The sequence below is a fragment of the Streptomyces sp. NPDC060198 genome, assembly GCF_042728415.1.
Lineage (GTDB): Bacteria > Actinomycetota > Actinomycetes > Streptomycetales > Streptomycetaceae > Streptomyces.
This window is the reverse complement of record NZ_JBHWZJ010000114.1, coordinates 1-19759: the sequence shown is the minus strand read 5'-3', so window position 1 is coordinate 19759 and position 19759 is coordinate 1. Positions and strand designations below refer to the sequence as shown.

At 70.8% G+C, this 19759-nt stretch carries 19 protein-coding genes; 10 read left to right on the top strand and 9 right to left on the bottom strand.

Features of this window, described 5'->3' with window-relative positions:
* Positions 1 to 10 precede the first annotated feature (10 nt).
* Complete coding sequence (locus ACFWEP_RS16520) at positions 11 to 2098, bottom strand: bifunctional glycosyltransferase 87/phosphatase PAP2 family protein (protein WP_387370804.1); 2088 nt, start codon at positions 2096 to 2098, stop codon at positions 11 to 13.
* Between the two features lie 245 nt (positions 2099 to 2343).
* On the opposite strand from ACFWEP_RS16520, the gene ACFWEP_RS16515 reads away from it, so the two are divergent.
* Entirely contained in the window at positions 2344 to 2823 is a 480-nt protein-coding gene (locus ACFWEP_RS16515; RefSeq protein ID WP_387370802.1) for a GNAT family N-acetyltransferase, read from the top strand.
* 55 nt (positions 2824 to 2878) lie between these two features.
* On the opposite strand, the gene ACFWEP_RS16510 is transcribed toward ACFWEP_RS16515, so the two are convergent.
* Positions 2879 to 4945 carry a DHA2 family efflux MFS transporter permease subunit gene (locus ACFWEP_RS16510; RefSeq protein ID WP_387370800.1) on the bottom strand — a complete coding sequence of 689 codons (2067 nt, stop codon included), beginning with the start codon at positions 4943 to 4945 and terminating at the stop codon, positions 2879 to 2881.
* Between the two features lie 138 nt (positions 4946 to 5083).
* Here ACFWEP_RS16510 and ACFWEP_RS16505 point away from each other — a divergent pair, with 138 nt between their 5' ends.
* The 5 genes from ACFWEP_RS16505 (at position 5084) to ACFWEP_RS16485 (ending at position 11424) form a co-directional block, all read left to right on the top strand.
* Positions 5084 to 6325 (top strand): peptidoglycan-binding protein, encoded by a 1242-nt coding sequence (locus tag ACFWEP_RS16505; protein ID WP_387370798.1) that lies wholly within the window; start codon positions 5084 to 5086, stop codon positions 6323 to 6325.
* Positions 6326 to 6550: 225 nt separating this feature from the next.
* Entirely contained in the window at positions 6551 to 7228 is a 678-nt protein-coding gene (locus ACFWEP_RS16500; protein ID WP_387370796.1) for an HAD-IA family hydrolase, read from the top strand.
* Between the two features lie 371 nt (positions 7229 to 7599).
* Entirely contained in the window at positions 7600 to 8244 is a 645-nt protein-coding gene (locus ACFWEP_RS16495) for an HNH endonuclease family protein (RefSeq protein ID WP_387370794.1), read from the top strand.
* 179 nt (positions 8245 to 8423) lie between these two features.
* Positions 8424 to 10241 carry an alkaline phosphatase D family protein gene (locus tag ACFWEP_RS16490; protein ID WP_387370792.1) on the top strand — a complete coding sequence of 606 codons (1818 nt, stop codon included), beginning with the start codon at positions 8424 to 8426 and terminating at the stop codon, positions 10239 to 10241.
* A 490-nt stretch (positions 10242 to 10731) separates the two neighbouring features.
* On the top strand, positions 10732 to 11424 hold the full coding sequence (locus ACFWEP_RS16485) for a DedA family protein (RefSeq protein WP_387370790.1): 693 nt from the start codon (positions 10732 to 10734) through the stop codon (positions 11422 to 11424).
* Between the two features lie 84 nt (positions 11425 to 11508).
* Here ACFWEP_RS16485 and ACFWEP_RS16480 read toward each other — a convergent pair whose 3' ends face one another.
* The 3 genes from ACFWEP_RS16480 to ACFWEP_RS16470 all read right to left on the bottom strand — a co-directional run bounded on the left by ACFWEP_RS16480 (position 11509) and on the right by ACFWEP_RS16470 (position 12437).
* Positions 11509 to 11745, bottom strand: a complete 237-nt coding sequence (locus ACFWEP_RS16480) for a DUF2277 domain-containing protein (protein ID WP_387370788.1) — start codon at positions 11743 to 11745, stop codon at positions 11509 to 11511.
* A gap of 127 nt (positions 11746 to 11872) precedes the next feature.
* The gene (locus tag ACFWEP_RS16475; RefSeq protein ID WP_387370786.1) at positions 11873 to 12217 is read right to left on the bottom strand and encodes a hypothetical protein; all 345 of its coding nucleotides are present in this window, start codon (positions 12215 to 12217) and stop codon (positions 11873 to 11875) included.
* Between the two features lie 4 nt (positions 12218 to 12221).
* Positions 12222 to 12437: a hypothetical protein gene (locus ACFWEP_RS16470; protein WP_387370784.1), complete on the bottom strand. Its 216-nt coding sequence runs from the start codon at positions 12435 to 12437 to the stop codon at positions 12222 to 12224.
* Between the two features lie 197 nt (positions 12438 to 12634).
* On the opposite strand from ACFWEP_RS16470, the gene ACFWEP_RS16465 reads away from it, so the two are divergent.
* A complete protein-coding gene (locus ACFWEP_RS16465) occupies positions 12635 to 13207 on the top strand; it encodes an excalibur calcium-binding domain-containing protein (protein WP_387370782.1) in 573 nt (190 codons plus the stop codon).
* Between the two features lie 118 nt (positions 13208 to 13325).
* Here ACFWEP_RS16465 and ACFWEP_RS16460 read toward each other — a convergent pair whose 3' ends face one another.
* Together ACFWEP_RS16460 and ACFWEP_RS16455 are read right to left on the bottom strand one after the other, a co-directional pair.
* The gene (locus ACFWEP_RS16460) at positions 13326 to 13505 is read right to left on the bottom strand and encodes a hypothetical protein (RefSeq protein WP_387370780.1); all 180 of its coding nucleotides are present in this window, start codon (positions 13503 to 13505) and stop codon (positions 13326 to 13328) included.
* A gap of 9 nt (positions 13506 to 13514) precedes the next feature.
* Positions 13515 to 14057 (bottom strand): flavoprotein, encoded by a 543-nt coding sequence (locus tag ACFWEP_RS16455; protein WP_387370778.1) that lies wholly within the window; start codon positions 14055 to 14057, stop codon positions 13515 to 13517.
* 132 nt (positions 14058 to 14189) lie between these two features.
* On the opposite strand from ACFWEP_RS16455, the gene ACFWEP_RS16450 reads away from it, so the two are divergent.
* Both ACFWEP_RS16450 and ACFWEP_RS16445 read left to right on the top strand, forming a co-directional pair.
* Positions 14190 to 15374: a helix-turn-helix domain-containing protein gene (locus tag ACFWEP_RS16450; RefSeq protein WP_387370776.1), complete on the top strand. Its 1185-nt coding sequence runs from the start codon at positions 14190 to 14192 to the stop codon at positions 15372 to 15374.
* Between the two features lie 153 nt (positions 15375 to 15527).
* Complete coding sequence (locus tag ACFWEP_RS16445; RefSeq protein ID WP_387370774.1) at positions 15528 to 15749, top strand: hypothetical protein; 222 nt, start codon at positions 15528 to 15530, stop codon at positions 15747 to 15749.
* A gap of 690 nt (positions 15750 to 16439) precedes the next feature.
* Here ACFWEP_RS16445 and ACFWEP_RS16440 read toward each other — a convergent pair.
* Complete coding sequence (locus ACFWEP_RS16440) at positions 16440 to 16619, bottom strand: hypothetical protein (protein WP_387370772.1); 180 nt, start codon at positions 16617 to 16619, stop codon at positions 16440 to 16442.
* Positions 16620 to 17132: 513 nt separating this feature from the next.
* On the bottom strand, positions 17133 to 18479 hold the full coding sequence (locus tag ACFWEP_RS16435; protein WP_387370769.1) for a hypothetical protein: 1347 nt from the start codon (positions 18477 to 18479) through the stop codon (positions 17133 to 17135).
* Positions 18480 to 18872: 393 nt separating this feature from the next.
* Between ACFWEP_RS16435 and ACFWEP_RS16430 the strand changes: the two genes are divergently transcribed.
* Complete coding sequence (locus ACFWEP_RS16430) at positions 18873 to 19607, top strand: hypothetical protein (RefSeq protein ID WP_387370767.1); 735 nt, start codon at positions 18873 to 18875, stop codon at positions 19605 to 19607.
* Positions 19608 to 19759: the final 152 nt, after the last annotated feature.

Here is a 19759-nt window from a genome sequence, read left to right as displayed (position 1 = left end):
GCGCCGGACGTCACGTGCTCGCCGCTGCACCTCCCGCGCCGCTCCCCCTGCCCGCGCTGCCCGCGCCGCCCGCGCTGCCCGCCAGGGGGCGGACGTCCGCCGGTGGTCTCCCGTCGCCCTCCGCCACGGGATCGCGGTCGGGGCGCACCAGGCGGCGCGGGCCGGCCAGGGCCCAGGTCAGCAGGAAGCCGAGCGAGACGACGAACGCACCGCCGGCCGCGTCGAGGACCCAGTGGTTCCCGGTGCCCACGATGGCGCAGACGGTGAAGAACGGGTGGAGCAGCCCCAAGGGCTTCATCCAGACCTTCGGGGCGAGGATCAGGATCATCAGGCCGCACCAGAGCGACCAGCCGAAGTGCAGGGACGGCATGGCCGCGTACTGGTTGGTGACCGAGGTGAGCGTCCCGTAGTCGGGCTTGGAGAAGTCCTGGACGCCGTGCACGGTGTCGATGAACCCGAGGCCCGGCATGAGCCGGGGCGGGGCCAGCGGGTAGAGCCAGAAGCCGACCAGGGCGAGGAGGGTCGCGAAGCCGATCGTGGAGCGGGCCCAGCGGTAGTCGGCGGGGCGGCGCACGTAGAGCACGCCGAGGATGGTCAGCGGGACGATGAAGTGGAACGTCGAGTAGTAGTAGTCGAAGAAGTCCCGCATCCAGCCGATTCCGGCGACCTTGTGGTTGAACCAGTGCTCGACGTCGATGTGCAGCCACTGCTCCAGCGAGTGGACCTGCCGGCCGTGTTTCTCGGCGGTGGGGCGGCCCGCCGTCGCGGCGAGCCGGACCTTGGCGTACGCGGAGTAGACGACCCGGATGAGCAGGAGTTCCAGCAGCAGGTTGGGGCGGGTCAGCACCCGGCGCCAGAACGGCAGCAGCGGCACCCGGCTCCAGCGCGCGGCGACCGGCCGCGCGTAGTCGGTGGGGACCGGCTTCAGCCAGTACGGCGAGGTGCGCGGCAGGAACGGAACGGCGCAGGCGGCGGCGAGCGCGGCGAGCAGCACCACGTTGTCGCGCACCGGGTGGAGCGCCGCCATGTTCGGCAGCAGCATGGTGCCGGGCAGGGTGAGGACGAGCACCACCACCGCGGGCCAGACCGGCCGGTCCGAGGCCCGCTTCCCGACCCGGCCGACCACCGCGAGCAGCACCCAGAGGAGCTGGTGCTGCCAGGAAGCCGGGGAGACGACGACGGCCACGCAGCCGGTCACCGAGACGGCGAGGAGCAGCTGCCCGTCCCGGGCGTACCGGACGGCCCTGCGCAGACCGAGCACGGCGACGGCGGCGGCCAGGACCAGCAGGACGGTGATCTCCAGCGGGCCTGCGAGGCCGAGGCGGAGCAGGGCGCCGTGCAGTGACTGGTTGGCGAGGCCGTCCGGGCGCTCACCGAGGCCGGCTCCCGCGACGTGGTGGATCCAGTACGTCCAGGAGTCGTGCGGCAGCGCGGCCCAGGCGACGGCGGTGAGCGCGGCGAAGGTGGCGCCGCCGGTGAGGGCGGCGCGGCGGCGCCCGGTCAGCCACAGGAGCCCGGCGAAGAGGAGTACGGGCGGCTGGAGCGCCGCCGCGATCCCGATCAGGACGCCCTGGGCCCGGTGGTCGCGGACGGCCAGCAGGCCGACGAGGACCAGGAGCACCGGCAGGATGCTGGTCTGCCCGAGGTGCAGGGCGTTGCGCACCGGCAGCGACACCATGAGCAGGGTGACGGCGGCGGGGGCGGCGAACAGCGCGGTGCGGCGGCCCACCGGGGAGGGCAGCGCGCGCGCCGCGACGACGCCGAGCGCCACGACGAGCAGCAGGGAGACGGTGGTCCAGGCGATCCCGAGGGCCTGCTCCGCCGCCGCGCCCAGCGGTTTCAGGACGAGCCCCGCGAACGGTGTCCCGGTGAACCGGTCCGTGTCGTAGAGGGAGCCCTTGACGCGCAGGACGCCGTTCTCCCCGGTCCAGGTCTCCAGATCGGTCAGCCGTTCACCCGGCGGCTGTCTGAGTACCACCGTCATCTGCCGCACGGCCAGTGCGGCGACGATCACCCAGAGCACGATCCGGGCCGTCCCGGCCCTCGTCTCCGCGTCCGTCGCCACACTCCCGCGCACGCCGTGTTCCGCATTCGCCACGCTGCGCCGACCCTCCCGCCGTTTCGCGCACATTCCCGCGGATACGGGTCGTGCCCATGAAGCCTCGCATTGCCCCCGGAGGTAGACGCCATCAACCCCCACTTCGCCTGACCTTCATGTCGTTTTGCCCAAAAGATTGCCCTCCCCGCCACATCCGCCCCCGTACCGCCCGAGGGCCCCACGCGTCCCGCCGCCGTCGGCGAAATTCACTTCCCCCTCGCCCCGCACGATGATCGGATCGGCCCATGACCTGGACTTTGACCCCTGAGCGATTCGACGCGCCGGACGCGGCGCGGCTGCTGCGGGACTACTACGACGAACTCGCCAGCCGTTACTGGAAGCGGCCGGCGACCGAGGCGGAGATCGACGAGGGACTGACGGACGACGGCGTCGACCGGCTCGCCCCGCCCACCGGCCGGCTGGTGGTGGGCCGCTTCGACGGGGTGGCCGCGAGCTGCGTCGGGGTGTTCCTCGACCGCACGACGGCCACCGCCGAGCTGACCCGGGTCTACGTACGCCCCGCCTTCCGGGGCACCGGGGGCGGCGGGCTGCTGATGGCCGCCGCCGAGGACGTGGCCCGCGAGGCCGGGATGCGGCTGCTCCGCCTCGACACCCGGAGCGATCTGGTCGAGGCGCGGGGCCTGTACGCGAAGCACGGCTTCCGGGAGATCCCGGCGTACAACGAGGGCCCGTACGCCGACCACTGGTTCGCCAAGGAGCTGTGAGGGCGGCCGTGCGCGTTGCCGTCGGCCCGGAATCCGGCCCGGGCGCCGTCGGCGGTCAGACCCCCGGGCCGGGGTGGTGCGGTTCGGCCGCGTGGTCGCGGGGCGCCTCGGGCAGGTGGGGCTGCTCCTTCCGGGAGCCGCTGACCTCGGCGGTCAGCTCGGACACCAGGGCGACCAGATCGGTCGGGCGGTCCGGTCCCCACCAGTCGCCTAGCATCTCGGCGAGGGAGTCCTCCCGGGCCCGGGAGAGCCGTACGACCGCTTCCGCGCCCGGCTCGGTGAGCACCAGCTGTACGCCGTCACGGCGGGCGAGTCCGCGTTCCTCCAGCTGCCGGGAAGCGTCGATGATGACCTTCAGCGGCAGCGGGGTGACGCCGGCGAGCCGGGCGGGCTCGACCGCCCCGTGCCGCTTGATGCGCAGCAGCAGCCAGCTGGCGGCGGGCAGCAGGTCGTACCCGGCGCGGGCGGTGATCTTCTCGTAGATCTCGCGGCGCCCCTCGCGGGTGGCGAGGACGGAGAGAGCGCGGGCGCATTCGTCGTAGGAGGAGCGTTCGACCGGGTTCGAGGCCAGGGTCTCGGTGGTGTCGGGCGCGGTCACCGAGCCGCGCAGCTTGTCCTCCTTGAGGAACCACGCGACGACGAACGCGATCAGCACGACCGGGGCCGCGTAGAGGAACACGTCGGTGATGGAGGTCGCGAACGCGTCGAGGACGGCGGGCCGGAGGTCGGCGGGCAGCTGCCCGATGGTGCGGGGGTCGGCGGCCAGCCCTCCGGCGTCGACGTCCGGTGGCAGCGCCCGGCCGGTGAGCGCGTCCGCGAGCCGGTCGCCCAGCAGGCTGGTGAAGATGGTGCCGAAGATGGCGACCCCGAAGGACGCGCCGATCGACCGGAAGAACGTGGCGCCGGAGGTGGCGACGCCCAGGTCCTCGTAGGGGACGGAGTTCTGCACCACCAGCACCAGGACCTGCATCACCAGGCCGAGGCCCGCGCCGAATACGAAGAAGTAGGCGCTCATCTCCCAGGTGGAGCTGTTCACGTCGAGCCGGTGCAGGAGCAGCAGTCCGATCGCGGTGATGGCGGTGCCGAGGAGCGGGAACACCTTCCAGCGGCCGGTGCGGCTGACGATCTGTCCGGAGCCGGTGGAGGTGAGCAGCAGCCCGAGCACCATCGGCAGCATGTGCACGCCGGACATGGTCGGGGTGATGCCCTTCACGACCTGGAGGAACGTCGGGAGGTAGGTCATCGCGCCGAACATGGCGAAGCCGATGACGAAGCTGATGAGGGCGACGAGGCTGAAGGTCCTGATCCGGAAGAGCTTCAGGGGCAGTACGGGTTCGGCGGCGCGCCGTTCGACGGCCACGAAGACGATCAGCAGCACCACGGCGAGGACGGCCAGCCCGATGATCTGCGCGGATCCCCAGTCCCAGGTCGTACCGCCCAGGGACGCCACCAGGACGAGGCAGGTCGCGACCGCGGCGATGAGGAAGGTGCCGAGGTAGTCGATGGTGTGCTTGGTCCGCTTGACCGGGATGTGCAGCACGGCGGCGATGACGATCAGCGCGACGACGCCGATCGGAAGGTTGATGTAGAACACCCAGCGCCAGGAGAGGTGTTGGGTAAAGAGGCCGCCCAACAGGGGGCCGAGCACGCTGGTGACGCCGAAGACGGCTCCGAACAGCCCCTGGTACTTGCCGCGTTCCCGGGGCGGCACGATGTCGCCGACGATGGCCATCGAGAGCACCATCAGCCCGCCGCCGCCGAGTCCCTGCAGAGCGCGGAAGGCGATCAGCTCCGGCATGTTCTGCGCGAGGCCGCAGAGGGCGGAGCCGATCAGGAAGATGACGATGGCGGTCTGGAAGAGCTTTTTACGTCCGTACTGGTCGCCGAGCTTGCCCCAGAGCGGGGTGGCCGCCGTCGCCGCCAGCATGTAGGCGGTGACCACCCATGACAGGTGCTCCAGCCCGCCGAGCTCGCTGACGATCGTGGGGAGTGCCGTGGAGACGATCGTCTGGTCGAGTGCGGCGAGCAGCATGCCGAGCAGCAGCGCGCCGATGGCCACCAGGATCGTCCGCGTGGACCGCACTTCCCCGGGCGCGAGCGGCGGACTCGACTGCTGGGCCATGGGTGTCTCCTCGGATCTCCAGGTACACACCATCCTTACCTCTATGTCCGCTTATGGCCTGCTGAGCGGTGACACCGCGTCGAACGCACGCTCGGAGCACTGCATAATCCAAGACAATTCAAGGGGAGGGGACCCACGATGACGGGACAGACGTGCCCGAACTGCGGCGGCCTGCGCGACAGCAGACCACCGGTACCCGGGCCGGGCGCGACACCCGCTTGCGGATGCGCCGTCGCAGGCACGGGAGCAACACCGGCACCCGCGGGGGACACCGCTGGGAAGGCCGCCGGGAAGGCCGCCGGGAAGGCCGCCGAGATCGCTGCGGCCGAGGACTTCGACCCGTTGCGGATCAGGCCGTACGTGACGCTGCCGAACGCCGAGGGGTCGGCGCGGGACGCCGGAGCGGAGGCCGGTGGGGTGGCGGCCGGGACCGTCGCCGTCGCGACGGCGACCGGTGAGGCCGCGACCGGTGCGCCCGCCGGGGCCGCCGGGGAGCCTCTCGCGGGAGGCGCCGGTGACGCCGGAGGCCCCGGTGACGCCGGAGGTCCGGGTGACGCCGGAGGTCCGGGTGACGCCGGAAATTCGGACGGTCCTGCGGCCGCCGACGCGACGATGCGGCTGCCGGCGGTACCCCCGGGGGCGCGCGGGCCGGTGCAACATGCCGGACCGATGCCCCCGGCCGCACCCGCGCCCACCGGGTCCGGCCCGGCGGGTGGGGGCAGGGCGGTCAGGCCCGACCCCGTCCAGCCCCGCCGCAAGCGCCCGTTCGTCGCGCTGGGAGTGGCGGCGGCCGTCGTCGCGATGATCGGGACCGCCTCGGTCCTCGGTGGCGTCTTCGACGGGGACGAGGCCGCCCGGCAGGAGACCGCGCCGGAGGCCACGACGAGCGTTGCGGACTCGACGGCCGGGGCGACGGACGCCCCGGCGGAGCCGTCCTCCTCCGCGTCCGCCTCCGCCACGCCCTCGCCCTCCGCCACGACCGCATCGGCCTCCCCGTCCGCCTCGGCCACGGCCTCGGCGTCCCCCTCGGCGGGTGCGAGCGCGGCGCCGACCGCTTCGGCCGGGATGCAGTCGCCCACGCCGAGCAATCCGACCTCCGCACCGCCGGTCGACGCGTCACCTCCGGCCACGACCGCACCTCTGACCGGCGGCACTCTGCAGCAGGGCGACTCGGGATCGGAGGTCGCCGAACTCCAGAACCGGCTGCGGGAGGCACGGGTCTACTTCGGCCCGATCGACTCCACCTACGGGGACCGGGTCCGGATGGCCGTAGCGACGTACCAGGCGGTGCACGGCATCCAGGGCGATCCTTCGGGCGTGTACGGGCCCACCACCCGTAGCGCGCTGGAGGCGGCGACGTCCGGGAAGAGCAGGCACTGACCGGCTACCCGGGGCGGGCGGACCGCCGCCGTCCGTGCGAGTGGTGCGCCCGAGCCCCGGGGATTGGCGTTCCGGGACAGGTTTTTGTATCGTGATGGAACAAAGTGGCTTCGCCCGCACTCCCTGACCGGCGGGCGGGGCTGCTCTTGTTCTTCGTGCGCCGCACGTCTTCGCGCCCGTGGCGCACGCGTCCCCTACGCACGTCACGTGCTCTGGAGCTCGCTCATGCAGGCCACCGTTCTCGCCGCCCAGGCCGTCCTCCTCGACATGGACGGAACCCTGGTCAACTCCGACGCCGTCGTGGAGCGCTGTTGGCGCCGCTGGGCCGTGCAGCACGGGCTCGACCCGGAGGCCGCCCTCAAGGTCGTCCACGGGCGGCAGGGCTACGCCACGATGGCGATCCTCCTCCCGGACCGCCCCATGGAGGAGAACCACGCGGACAACCGCGTGATGCTGACCGAGGAGACCGCCGACACCGACGGCGTCGTACCGATCGGTGGTGCCCCGGCGTTCATGGCCGCGATCGCCGGCCTCCCGCACGCCCTGGTGACATCCGCCGACTCGGCTCTCGCCGGGACCAGGATGGCGGCGGCCTCGCTGCCGATGCCCGTGGTCCGCGTCACCGCCGAGAGCGTCGGCGCCAGCAAGCCGGACCCGGAAGGGTTCCTCAAGGGCGCGGCCGAGCTCGGTTTCGCTCCCGCCGACTGCGTCGTCTTCGAGGACTCCGAGGCGGGAATCGCCGCCGGCCGCGCAGCCGGCATGCGGGTCGTGGGCGTGGGCCCACGAGCGGCGGCCCTCTCCCCGGACGCCCACGTCGACGACCTCACCCAGGTCCGCGTGGAGAGTCTCGCCGACGGCTCGCTGAAGCTGCACATCCGCGAAGGCCGCCAGGCCGGGTTCTGAAGGTTCCGTCTGCCCGCGGCTTTCACGGCACGGCCTGGGCCTGAATCGAGTTCCGGGCCCGGGCTCGCGGCCCCGCCCCACCGGGGTGTACGCCCCCGCCCACCCGAACCACCCGAAGCCCGCCGGGGCGCACATGACGCCGGCGGGCTTTTCGGCGCGCCCGGACGGTGACGCCGTCCACCGTGCCATCCGGGCCACTCGCACGGGCCCCTGATGGCACGCCAGTTCCCTTGCTCGACCCCTTGATGTGACGTGTTCATGTCGCCACGCTGTTACCTGGTGCCCACCCCGAGGAAACCTGGCGCCGCGACGATGACCGGGCCCCACCACGAGCAGCCCGGTCAACGACCCCCCACATCAGAGGAGTTCGCATGCCCAAGTTCTACGCGCGTCGCATAGTCGTCGCCGCCGCCTCCGCCGCGCTCGCCGCGACCACCGCGCTGCTCACCGCGCCGTCCGCCCAAGCGGCGATGCCGACCCCCGTCAGCGCTGCCACCGCCCGCACGTACCTGGGCCAGTTGACTGTCGCCGCGGCGGGCTCGACCAGCGGTTACAGCCGCGACCTGTTCCCGCACTGGATCACCCAGTCCGGCGCCTGCGACACGCGCGAGACCGTGCTCAAGCGCGACGGCAGCTCGGTCGTCACGAACACCAGCTGTTCAGCCACGAGCGGCAGTTGGTACTCGCAGTACGACGGCGCGACCTGGACCGCCGCCTCCGATCTCGACATCGACCACATGGTTCCGCTGGCCGAGGCCTGGCGTTCGGGCGCCAGCGGCTGGACGACCGCCCAGCGCCAGGCGTTCGCCAACGACCTGACGCGCCCCCAGCTGATCGCCGTGACGGACAACGTCAACCAGTCCAAGAGCGACAAGGACCCCGCCAACTGGCTCCCGTCCCGGGCCGCTTACGTCTGCACCTACGTGCGGGCCTGGGTGCAGGTGAAGTACTACTACAAGCTCACCATCGACTCCGCGGAGAAGACCGCGCTGACGACGACCCTCAACGGCTGCTGACCCGCCGGGCGCGGGCCGTCCGCCCGACCGGGACCGGCCGGCCCGCGCCCACCGCCCGTACCGCACCACCGTCCGGAGCGCGCCCCGCCCGCATCCGTACGGCCTCCTCGTTCCGTACGGCCCCCTCGTTCCGTACCGTACGGAGAAGATCCGTCCGCGACGGCGCGAGGAGGGCACAGATGGCCGGGCTCCGGCTGGGACCGCTGCTTCGGTACGTGGACCACACGTGCGGCACCACCGCGACCGTCTGGGTCGAGGCCGACCGGCCGTGCACCGTCACGGTGCGCTGCGCGGACGGGGCGTCCGGAAGCGCACCGACGTTCGCCGTGACCGGCCACCACTACGCCCTGGTCGTGGTGGCCGGGCTGACGCCCGGCACGACCACGGCGTACGAGGTGCTGATCGGCGACCGGTGCGTGTGGCCGCCCGCCGACTCCCCGTTCCCGCCCAGCACGATCACCGCCCCGACGCCCGCCGGCGAGGCGTCGCCGGACCCGCTGCGCGTCGCCTTCGGCTCGTGCCGATGGGCGGCTCCGCCCGGTGGAGGCAGCCCCTTCGCGCCGGGCTCCCCGCTGCGCCCGCCGGGCGACGACCCCATCGGCCCGGACGCGCTCGACGCCCTCGCCTCCCGGCTGGCGGCCGACCCCGCCGCTGTACGCCCGGACGTCCTGCTGCTCCTCGGCGACCAGATCTACGCGGACGAGACCTCCGAGGCCACCCGCCGTCGGATCGCCAGGCGGCGCGATCCGAAGGAGCCGCCGGGGGCGGAGGTCGCGGACTACGAGGAGTACACCCACCTCTACGACGAGTCCTGGCGCGACCCCGAGGTGCGCTGGCTGCTCTCCACCGTCCCCAGCTGCATGATCTTCGACGACCACGACGTCGTGGACGACTGGAACACCAGTGAGTCGTGGCAGGCGGACATGCGGGCCACCTCCTGGTGGCACGAGCGGATCGTCAGCGGCCTGATGTCGTACTGGGTCTACCAGCACCTCGGCAACCTCTCCCCCGCCGAACTGGACGCCGACCCCTTGTACGCGCAGATACGTTCCGTCCCGGACGGCACCGAGACGCTGCGCCGGTTCGCGGCCACCGCCGACGCGGACCCCTCCGGGGTGCGCTGGAGCTACCGCCGCGATTTCGGGCGGGTCCGGGTCCTCGTGGTGGACAGCCGCGCCGCCCGGGTCCTCGGCGAGCAGAACCGCGCGATGCTCGACCCCGGGGAGGCGCGGTGGGTCCGCGAGGCGGCGCTGGACGCGCCCGGTTCGTACGACCACCTCCTCATCGGGACCTCGCTGCCCTGGCTGCTCCCGCCGCTGATCCACGACGCGGAGGCGTGGGACGCGGCTCTCTGCCGGGGCGCGCGGGGCGGGCCGGACGGCCGCTGGGCCCGGTTCGGGGAGAAGCTTCGCCGCGCGGCGGACTTGGAGCACTGGGCCGCGTTCCCCGAATCGTTCCAGGAGCTGACCGAACTGGTGCGGGAGGCGGGAGGCGGTCCGGGCGCGCCGGCGACCGTGTGCGTGCTCTCCGGCGACGTCCACCACGCGTACGTCGCCGAGCCCCGGTGGGCGGAGGAGGGACCGGCGTCCCGGGTGTTCCAGCTGACCTGCTCGCCCGTCCACAACTCGATCCCCGCCCTGATGAGGATGGGCTTCCGGTTCGGCTGGAGCGGGGCCGGAAGGTGGCTGGGCTCACTGCTGGCCCGCCACGGGCGCTGTGCCGGACCGCCGGTGCGGTGGCGGCGGACGGGTGGCCCCTGGTTCGGGAACCAGTTGATGACGCTCACCCTGAACGGCCGGAGCGCGCGGCTGGAACTGGTGCGGGCGAGGAAGACGGGGAAATCCGCGGAGGCGGGGGCAGCGGCGGCCAGGACCGGGGCGACGGGAACGGCGGCCGGAGCGACGGGAGCGACGGGGGAATCCGGCGGAACCGCGGCCTCTGCGGATGGTGTCCGGCTGGAAACCATCATGGAACGCTCGCTGACCGAGGGGTCGTAGTCCCTTTCGATCGTCCCCGGAATCTCCCCTTCCGGGGCTCCGCGCCGCGTACGCGTAACTCTCGGTGCACCAGCCGCACGGACTCCTCCCGACGGAGAACGACGGCGAGGCGTCGGCCATCTTCTGCCGGGTGTTCCTGTTGCCGGCCCTCACCGGACCCGGTGCGGCGGCCGTGGACCGGCTGCTCCGACACACGCCGGACGTACCGGGTGGGACGCGGGGGCCCTCCGGCCGGTCAGCCGTGGCCGGCGCCTGAGCCGACCGTCCCGGGAGCCCGGGTCCGCCGTGTCCCCGGCGGATCCGGGCTCCCGTGTGCGTACTCCCAAAAATCCCGGCCGCACCCCTCCCGACGGCGCACGTGAGCTGCACAACACCCGCCCGCCCCCGGCGACTCACGGGTGAACCGCAGGCGTACGCTGTACTGCTGGCCCTGCCGCTCCTGCCGCTCCCCTGCGACGTCGCGGCGTTGATACGAACCGGGGAGTAGGACGTGTTTGAGAGTGTGGGTGCGCTGACCAGCAGCCCATGGGTCTACCTGGTGGTGGGCCTCTCGGTGCTCCTGGACGTGTTCCTCCCCGTCCTCCCCAGCGGTGTCCTGGTGATCACCGCGGCCACCGCCGCCGCGGCGGGTTCCACCACGGTCGCGGGCGCTCCCGGAGCGGCGACCCATGCGGTGCCCTCCCTGCTCTTCCTCGCACTGAGCGCCGCCGCGGCCTCGGTCCTCGGCGACCTGGTCGCCTACCGCCTCGCCTGGCGGGGCGGCGAACGGCTGGACCGGGCCATCGCCCGCTCCCGTCGTCTCACCTCGGCGCAGGAACGTCTCGGCGCGGCGCTCAACCGCGGCGGCGGCGCGCTCGTCGTGATCGCGCGGTTCGCCCCGGCGGGGCGGTCTGTCGTCTCCCTGGGTGCGGGCGCCGCGCACCGCAAGGTGAAGGAGTTCCTGCCCTGGTCGGCCGTGGCGGGTGTCGCCTGGGCCGGTTACAGCGTCGGACTGGGCTATTTCGGCGGCCAGTGGCTGGGCGCCACCTGGTTCGGCACCGCCATCTCGGTGCTCGCGCTCTTCGTCGCGGGCGGTCTGGCCGCGATCGTGATGCGCCGCCCCGCGGCCGCCGCGCAGCAGGCCCTCGCCGAGGCGGCCGCAGCGGCGGCCCCCGCTCCGGCCGCCCTCACCCCCGCTCCCTGAGCCGTCCGCCGGCCCTGTAGGTCCCCTGCTCGTCCTCTGCGGGGTTCCCTGCGCATCCTGGGCGAACCGCCGCCGAAGCGTCGGTCAGCCGTGCGCGGTCGTGTGGACGTGGGCGCCCCGCACCTCCAGGCCGTCGAGAAGCCGGTGCGTGGCGGCCGTGATCTCGTCCACGGCCCGGTCGAACACCTCCTGGTTGTGCGCGGCGGGGGCACGGAAGCCGGACACCTTGCGTACGAACTGCAGGGCGGCGGCTCTCATGTCCTCCTCGGTGGCCTCCTCGGGGATGGCCGGCGGGCGGAGCGTCTTGATACTGCGGCACATGACTCCAGTGTGACCCCCACCACTGACAAGAGCCCCACCACCGGTCGGCGCCCGGTTCCGCACGGCCCGGATGCGGACCCCCCGGGAAGCCGCGTCCGACGACGGTGAGCGGTGCCGGCGAACCGGTTCAGGGTGCGGTGACGGTGACGACGTGCCCCTGCGCGTCCACGGTCAGAACGGCCCTCTCGACCCTGTTGACCAGGGTCAGCACCAGCCAGACCGGGCCCCAGAGGAAGCAGGTGAACATGGTCAGCAAGGCGTGCAGCACATGGTTGGCGGGCTGTCCGTGGACGAGGACGGCCTGTGCGGCGGAGCGTGATTCCACCCGCCAGCCGTCGGCGATCCGCTGGGTGACGGCCCAGTCGAGAATGAGGCTGCGCTGCGTGTCGTCGGGTGGGGTGGCCTGCGGGGTGTAGTAGCCGGGAGGCGGCTCGATCGAGGTCCGCGCCCGCGGAGTGCGATGGAGCTTCACGGGCTCACCTCCAGGTTTCGAGGTCTCCGCCTCGCCACTCGATCAGGTCGGGCTGATCGAGGTCGGCTTCCTCTCCGTCCGGTACGAGTCCCGCCGTGCGGAGGAGCGCGGCCACCTCTCCCCGCCCGTGGGCCAGTCCCACGATCCGTCCGCGCACCGTCACTCTCCGCGCGCCGTTCGACGACGGCGGAGAGACGATCACGGGCGGATGAACAGCCATGCGTCCACGGTGCCCCGCGCTCGCCGGACGCGCATCCCGGCAGCGTTCGGCACACCGCCTCGAACGCCGCGTACCGCCCCCTTCACCGTACGGTCACGGCTTCACCACCGACGGAGGATACGACTCCGGCCTGTCCGCGCCCACGGCTACGTTCGGGCCTCCACCGACCGTCCGAGCACTCGCCAAGGGGTTCGTCCATGTCCTTCCAGCCGCCCGTCCCTCCGGGCACCAACCCGTACACGCGACTGTCGCCCGCCCCGGGCGCGCGCCCCAAGTGGACCCGGAAGCGGGTCCTCTTCCCCGCTGCCGGCCTGCTGTTCTTCGTCGGTGTCGGATTCGGGGCATCGGGCGATCCGGCTCCGGGAGAGCGGGACGCCCAGAACGCGTCGAAGGCGAGGCCGGTCCCGACCGTGACGGTCACCAGGACGGCCACCGTGACCGCGCCGCCGAAGCCCGCGCCGACGGTCACCGAGACCTTGAAGGTGACCGTCGCCCCGGAACCGGCGGCAGTCGGCACCGAGGAGGGTCCCGGAGCCGACTCCGACGAAGGCACGGAGAACGGCACTTCAGGCTCGTCGGGCACGTCAGGCACGGCGGGCACGGGCGGAGCCGGGACCGGCGACGGCGCCGGCAGCGCGCCCGCCGACACCACGGCGTACTACGCGAACTGTGCTGCCGTCCGCGCCGCCGGGGCGAACCCCATCCACCGGGGAGAACCCGGCTTCGGCGCCCATTTGGACCGCGACGGCGACGGGGTCGCCTGCGAGTGAGCCGGGGCCGACCCGCGGGTGGGTCGGGCTCGCCCGCAAGTCGTCCGGGGAGGCGCCGGGGGCGGTTGACAGACGAGGGAACGCAGGCGGCAGGACCGGGAAGGCGGGGCGCCGCCGGTCAGGCCGCCTCCGCCATGCCGCCGTGCATCGCGGACGCCCATTCGACCAGCAGGCGTTGATACGTCGCTTCGCCCTCCGGCGACAGCCGTCCGCCCGAACACTGCCACAGTGCGCGGATGTCCGCGTTCACCGCGTCAGGTGAGCGCACGGGAGCAGGCGCCGGAGGAAAAGTGGACATGCGTACAGATTACGGCGCCGAACTGACAACCGAGTCCACGGCGTCGAGCGCCAGAGTCCACGGAAAGGCCTCGGGTCTCCCCTCTCCCGGCCGGTTGGGCTCGAATCCGCCGGGTCCGAAGAGCACGTTCACGCCCGCCTCCCGGAGGGTCTCCAGAGACCTCCCGAACTGCGGATGCCGCACGTAGGCGGCGTTCGCACAGGGCATGGCCACGATCGGTATGCCCTTGCCGGCGCCCTCGGCGACCACGCCGACGACGAAGGTCGAAGTGATGCCGAGCGCCCATTGGTTGAGCGTGTTGAAGGTGGCCGGCGCGACGAGAATCACATCCGCCGGGGGCCAGACGTCCGGATCACCGGGCATCTTGTATTCGGATCGCACCGGGCGTCCGGTCGCCTCCTCCAGCGCGGGCAATTGGGGCGCCAGCCACCGCGCGGCCGTCGGCGTGAGGCCCAGGCAGACGTCCCAGCCGCGCACCTGCGCATTTCTCACTACACGTAATACGTCGAACACCGGAGGGGCGGCAGAACAGAACACGTACAGAGTCGTCATGCGGCCCATACCACCCCGCGCTCGCGGCCGGATGCAACCACCCCCGGAACGAGTGGTATCGAAGCCCATGACACCCGCGTCCACAGTGAGCGCGGGTACCTTCCCGGTGACTCGTGTAGAAACGGAGAACGCATGCCCAGCCAGGTCGGCGAGCACACCGGCACCCGGATCAAAGAGCAGCGCAGGCTTGCGCGGTTGACGCAACGTCAACTGGCCGCGCGACTGCCCTACTCGTACAGCCTGCTGAACCAGGTCGAGTGCGGTGCCAAACCGGCGAACCTCGACTTCGTGGCGGCGGTCGCCCAGGTGCTGCGGATCGACGTGTCGGTGCTGACGGGTCAGCCGTACGTCACCGAGCTCCAGCAGGACCGGCTGACCGAATTGATAAGGCCCATCCGCGAGGCGCTGGACCTGTACGACCTGGGCGCCGACGAAACGATTCCGGAACGTTCCCCCGGGCAACTGATCGAGGCCGCGCAGCACCTCTGCGTACTGGTGCGGGCCACGCATCTGCGCAACGCGGCACGGATGTTGCCGACGACCATCACCGAACTGACCACCGCCGCCTGGCGGTCCGGATCGTCGGAGCTGTGGCAGGCGCTGGCCTCCACGTACCGTACGGCGCACGACGTGAGCGTGAAGCTCGGCTACTACGACCTGTCCGCGGTGGCCCTGGACCGGATGGACTGGGCGGCCCGGCGCGCCTCCGACCCCTGCCTGTCGGCGATCCGCCAGTACATGCGGGCGCTGGTGTACTTCCGGGAGGGCGAGTACCGGATCGGGCAGCGGCTCATCACCTCGGGGCACGAGATCGTTTCCTCCGCCGGGAAGGACCGGGAGTCACTCGCCGTACGGGGTCAACTCCACCTCGGCGCCTCGGTGATCGCCGCGCGCGCGGAGCAGCAGACCCTGGTGGACGCCCACATCGCGGAGGCCACCCGCTGCGCCGAGCGCACGGGCGAGGCGACCCGGATCCACTGGCTCTCGTTCGGCCCGACCAATGTGGCGATGCACCGCATGTCGGCGGCGATCGAGATGCGGCAGTACGACGACGCCCTCGTCCAGGCCCACGGCATCAAGCTGCCGGCCGGGCTCGCCACCTCGCGGCGCGCCCACTTCCTCATCGACCGGGCCCGCTGCGAGATGGAGACGGGCCACACCGAAGCGGCCCTCGGCTCCCTCGCGGATGCCCGGCACGCCGCCCCGGAGCAGACCCGCTATCATCCCGGTGCCCGGGAGACGATCAAGGGCCTGGTGCACCTCTCGCGCCGCACCCCGGACTCGCTGGGCCACATGGCCACCTGGATCGGCCTGTGACCGCCCGGCCGCCCCAGCCGCCCGATCACCGGGACTCCGGTCACCACGCGTGCGCGTGCACTCACGGAAGTGTGAGCGTTGTGGCCCTCGCGGCCCGTCATGCTGACCACGCCTGATCCATGACGACGCGACGCATGACGACACGGGGATGCCATGACTGTGAGGAACCTGCCGCCGGTATCCGAGCTGACCGAACAACAACAGCGGGGGTGGTCGTGCGTCTGGTGCGCGGCCCCCCTATCGACGGGCACCGCCCTCAACCTGGGCGAACAGCGCCACCAGCCCGCCTCGGGCGCACCCTACTGGTGGTTCCCCCGCGCCTGCCCCGACGCCCGCGCCTGCACGAAGCGCGAGGGCCTGAGCGGCTGCCGCTGAGCGGCCCGCTCCTGTGCGCGGGCCGGGACGTCCCCCCCACGCCCCGGCCCCTCCCCTCACGCGGCCCTACCCCTGCTTGCGCAGCCTCCGCAACGCTGCCCTCGCCTCAGCCTGCTTGCGCCGCGCCACCTCGTACGGCGACCAAGCCCCCTGGTGCAGATGACACCGCGAGGTCCCCGTCATCGCCTCTTTCACACACCGGGTCCTGCGCTGCGTCAGGGCCCCGCATCTCGTCTGCGCCATGTGTACCCACCCCTTCGTCGTCCCACGATCACCGTCGCCCCCCCCGTTTGCCTCCGCACTCCGACCGGTCCGCTTCCACCGGCCCCGCGATCAGGCTCCCCCGCACCCTCAACGGTGCCCGAGGCAACTGCCCGGCGGCAGGCGCACATGCCACCGGCAGAGGCGCGCCCGCTCACTGCCGGTGCGCGCGGGGCGCAGCGGAGTGCGCAGGTGAGACTGGCAGTACGCGCCCCCGGGTAATCCGCTCCGGCGGGGCGGATCACCGCGCCGTTCGGAGCGGGGTGATGGACGGGTTCAGCGAGCGACACGCGACGTTCAGGGACGCGACGAGCGAGCTGACGGGACGGCCCCAACCCGCCTCCCGCGAGAGCGGTACCCCATCCGGCACCACCACGAGCCCTTGTCGATGAACGCCGTCGCATCCGGCCCCAGTTGATCGTCCGCGGGTCACGCCGCCTCGGCCGTGTCCCCCCGGACGGCGGCGGCCCACTCGGCGAGCAGTCGCTCGTACTCGCGGCGGGCCTCGGGCGACAGGCGCCCGCCGCCGCGCTGCCACAGCGCGCGGATGTCCGCGTTCACCACGGGCAGCGAACGCGCGGAAGCGGCATCGGACGAGAGGGAGGGCATGTGCACAGGGTAGGGGCAGGGCTCGGCGGTACGGGAGGGGGTGAGACGGGTCGCCGCCGCTCAGGCACCGGGGTGGCGCGGGGAAAGTTGAAAGCACGCAGGTCAGGGCCTACCTGGATGCGGAGCGGTTCACTGTGAGCAATGACGGACCCTCACCGGTACAACCGGCGGTACGGCCCTTGGCCGGCTCCTGTCGCGCCCGCCACCTGCGTCGAGGCCCCTCCCCGTACCCGAGCGCTGATTCCCCCCTCGCCGAGTGACGGATGATCCATGATCGTTTGGGGATGTGGACTCTTCGTGGACTCCGGGCACGAGAAGGCCCCCCAGTCGAACACGACTGAGGGGCCAAAACCGGGCTCTCACCCGGCGTCCGTCCCTGGTGGGCGCGGACGGTTTCGAACCGCCGACATCTGCTTTGTAAGTTCGATCGGTTACCCGGGGTGCACCCGCCCAAGCACGGCCACGCAGCCCAGACGGTACGCCGAGAACCGCTTGCGTCCACCGCCGTTGATGTCAGCGGTGGATGTCAGTCTCGGGCGGCCGGAACGCTGACTCTTCCGCTCCCGGCCACGCAAGGGTCACGCCGACGCGCTGGCACAAGTCGATCCACCGATGCTCAGACGGCTCGCGCTCCACCCACAAGACGGCGGAAATCCCCGGCGCCCTCTCTCGTAGCTGATCCTGATAGTCAAGGACCTGCCCAAGCCCTGCACGAAGCTGACGGGCCTCGTTCGACGGCGTCAGTGACTTGACCTCGCACACGGTCAAGCGGCCCTCACCTTCCCGCCATGCAAGGTCGAAGTCGGGATCGGAGACGTCGGGAGACAGCGGAACGTATCCGCGGCTCTGAGCTTCTGCGGCCAGCAGGTTTTGTAGCCTCCGGTGGGTCGACAGGTTGCGTCCCACGAGGTCGGGGTCTGGTGTGCTCGGGGTGGCCGGTGCCGGCGTGACGGTTTCGTCTGGCGCCATGTAGTCCTGCCCGATCTTGACTTCGGGCGCGGTAATGGTGGCCTTGATCGGCACCATGTGGAAGCGGATGACCTTCCGGAGCCCGCCACCACCGGTGGCCGGCGCCTCGTCCTCCGTGTACGGCTCCTCGGCATCGAGCGTCCACTCCCCGAGATAGCGCACTGTTCCTCGGGCTCCATCGAAGAGGCGCAGACGCTTGCCGGTCTGGCTGTGTTCCAGGATTGCTCTGTTGCCCCGGATCATCCTTTGGGGGCCAGTCTGCCCCTCGCCGGTGTAATGGAAGGTGCCGTCCTCATTCCAGGTGTCGTAGTAACCGTGCTGGTGACCTGAACTCGGCGCGGTGAAGATCAGGATGTTGTCCGAGGTGCTGCACGGGGAGATGCCGTTCTGGCTGCTCCCCCCGTACTTCGCATGGAGGTCAACTCTGCGGATCTCGTCTCCCGGAACAAGGTCCCAATCGGGGTCCGCGCCCTCCGACACGCTGATGGCGTCACGTACGGCGCACCATTCTTCATCAGTCAGCCGGTGAGGACTGCCGGCAAACGGCTGCCTGCGGATCGTGGCGTTGGCCATGCGCGGATCGGTAAAGAGTTGCTGCTTCGGGACACGCAGATCCAGCCACTTGTCAACCACCAACGGGACGTAGTGCCGCGGCCCTGGATCTTCGGCCCAGTAGCGAAGATCAGGCTGTCCGTACTCGGCGGCACCGGTGAAGTGCCCGTAGGCGACCACTCCAGCGTTCTGACCGCCTACCCACAACACGAACTCGTCGTCGGCCCCCACTTCGTCCACAAACCGCACGACGGTCCACGAGTCCAAAACGTGACCGTCACGACGGTGCCCGTCAAGGTCGAACTTCTTCGGGTTGCAGCTCAGGAGCCAGGTAGCCATGTATCCCCCAGGACACTTCGGTGATCTGAGTAGCCTAGGACGCGGCACTGACAGTCCCTCGGGCCAGGGCCACGGTTAGCGGCCTGAGCAGTCCGCGGCTTCGTCGTGACCAGCTTTCAAGTCAACCGCTGGGGAGCCTGGTGGCAGGTCGACTGGCTGCGCCGCACGTGACGTACGGCACCTTCGACCTGTGGTCCCGCCACGATCTACCGACGAGCCATCAACGACTTTCAGCGTTGTTCGCCGTTCGGCACCTCCCACGACCTCTGCGCGCTCCCAAAGAGGGCCTCGACGAGGCATGGTGTGAGCCCGCCAACAGCGCTCTTGCACCCTGGGTGGCACCTCTCCATCAAACCCCTACCACCCAAGTGGTCAGCTAAATATGCTGTCGACATGGGAGACAAGGGTGCGACCTGGTGGCTTGATGCCACGCTCGCAGATAGTTATATAGACGGATCCTCAAGAGATGCCCTCTGGGGGGACGGCGTCGAACTTAAACGACGCTCGGAATCCTCGCATCTGCATGCCGACTACAGAATCAAAACTGGTCACGCAACATTCGACAGAATTGACGCAATACTCGCACTAAAGCGATCAATGCAAACTCGACTGGACCATCTGGATTCACTGTATGGGTTCAGTCAGTATCCTGAATCGAGGTCTATTGGATGGCTAGGGCTACTTGAGCACTGGGGCGTAATCCGCAAACGCATGCTGCACCGAATGAAGCAGCTCCGAAATGCAGTAGAACACGACGGCGCCGAACCGCCCACGCTTGACGAGTGCGAGGACTATGCCGAGGTTACTTGGTGGTTCCTGCGCGGCACCTCCCCTCTCCTGGCGCCGATGGACTCCATAGACTACAACGGAGCTTTTCACGGATCCGTGCATTACGAATACAGCCCCCTGAAAATAAGAGTGACAGGAAGCCTTTCAACAAATCTAATCTCAGCAAAGGAAGTTTCCGGGTGGTCAAAGGCAGTAGCCTTCCCCATCCGCTACGGTGAAAATAAAGGGGTAATGAGTCCAGTTCAGGAAGAGGACAATAACTTCGAATTCGAGGGTTACGTGACCGACCCCGTTTCGGCGCACGCATTCCTGAAGAATGCATTCTCTGAGCTGCTGTAGAAAACTGACATTCTGTGAGAGCCGCCACCCGCACCAACATTTCCCCCAGCTCCCATCCCGTCCGCCTTCGACCCACACACCGTGGAGCGGTCGTGGTTCAGGGCGTCAAGGTGGAGCGCGCCACTGTACGAACGACCTTGACGCCCTGGGCC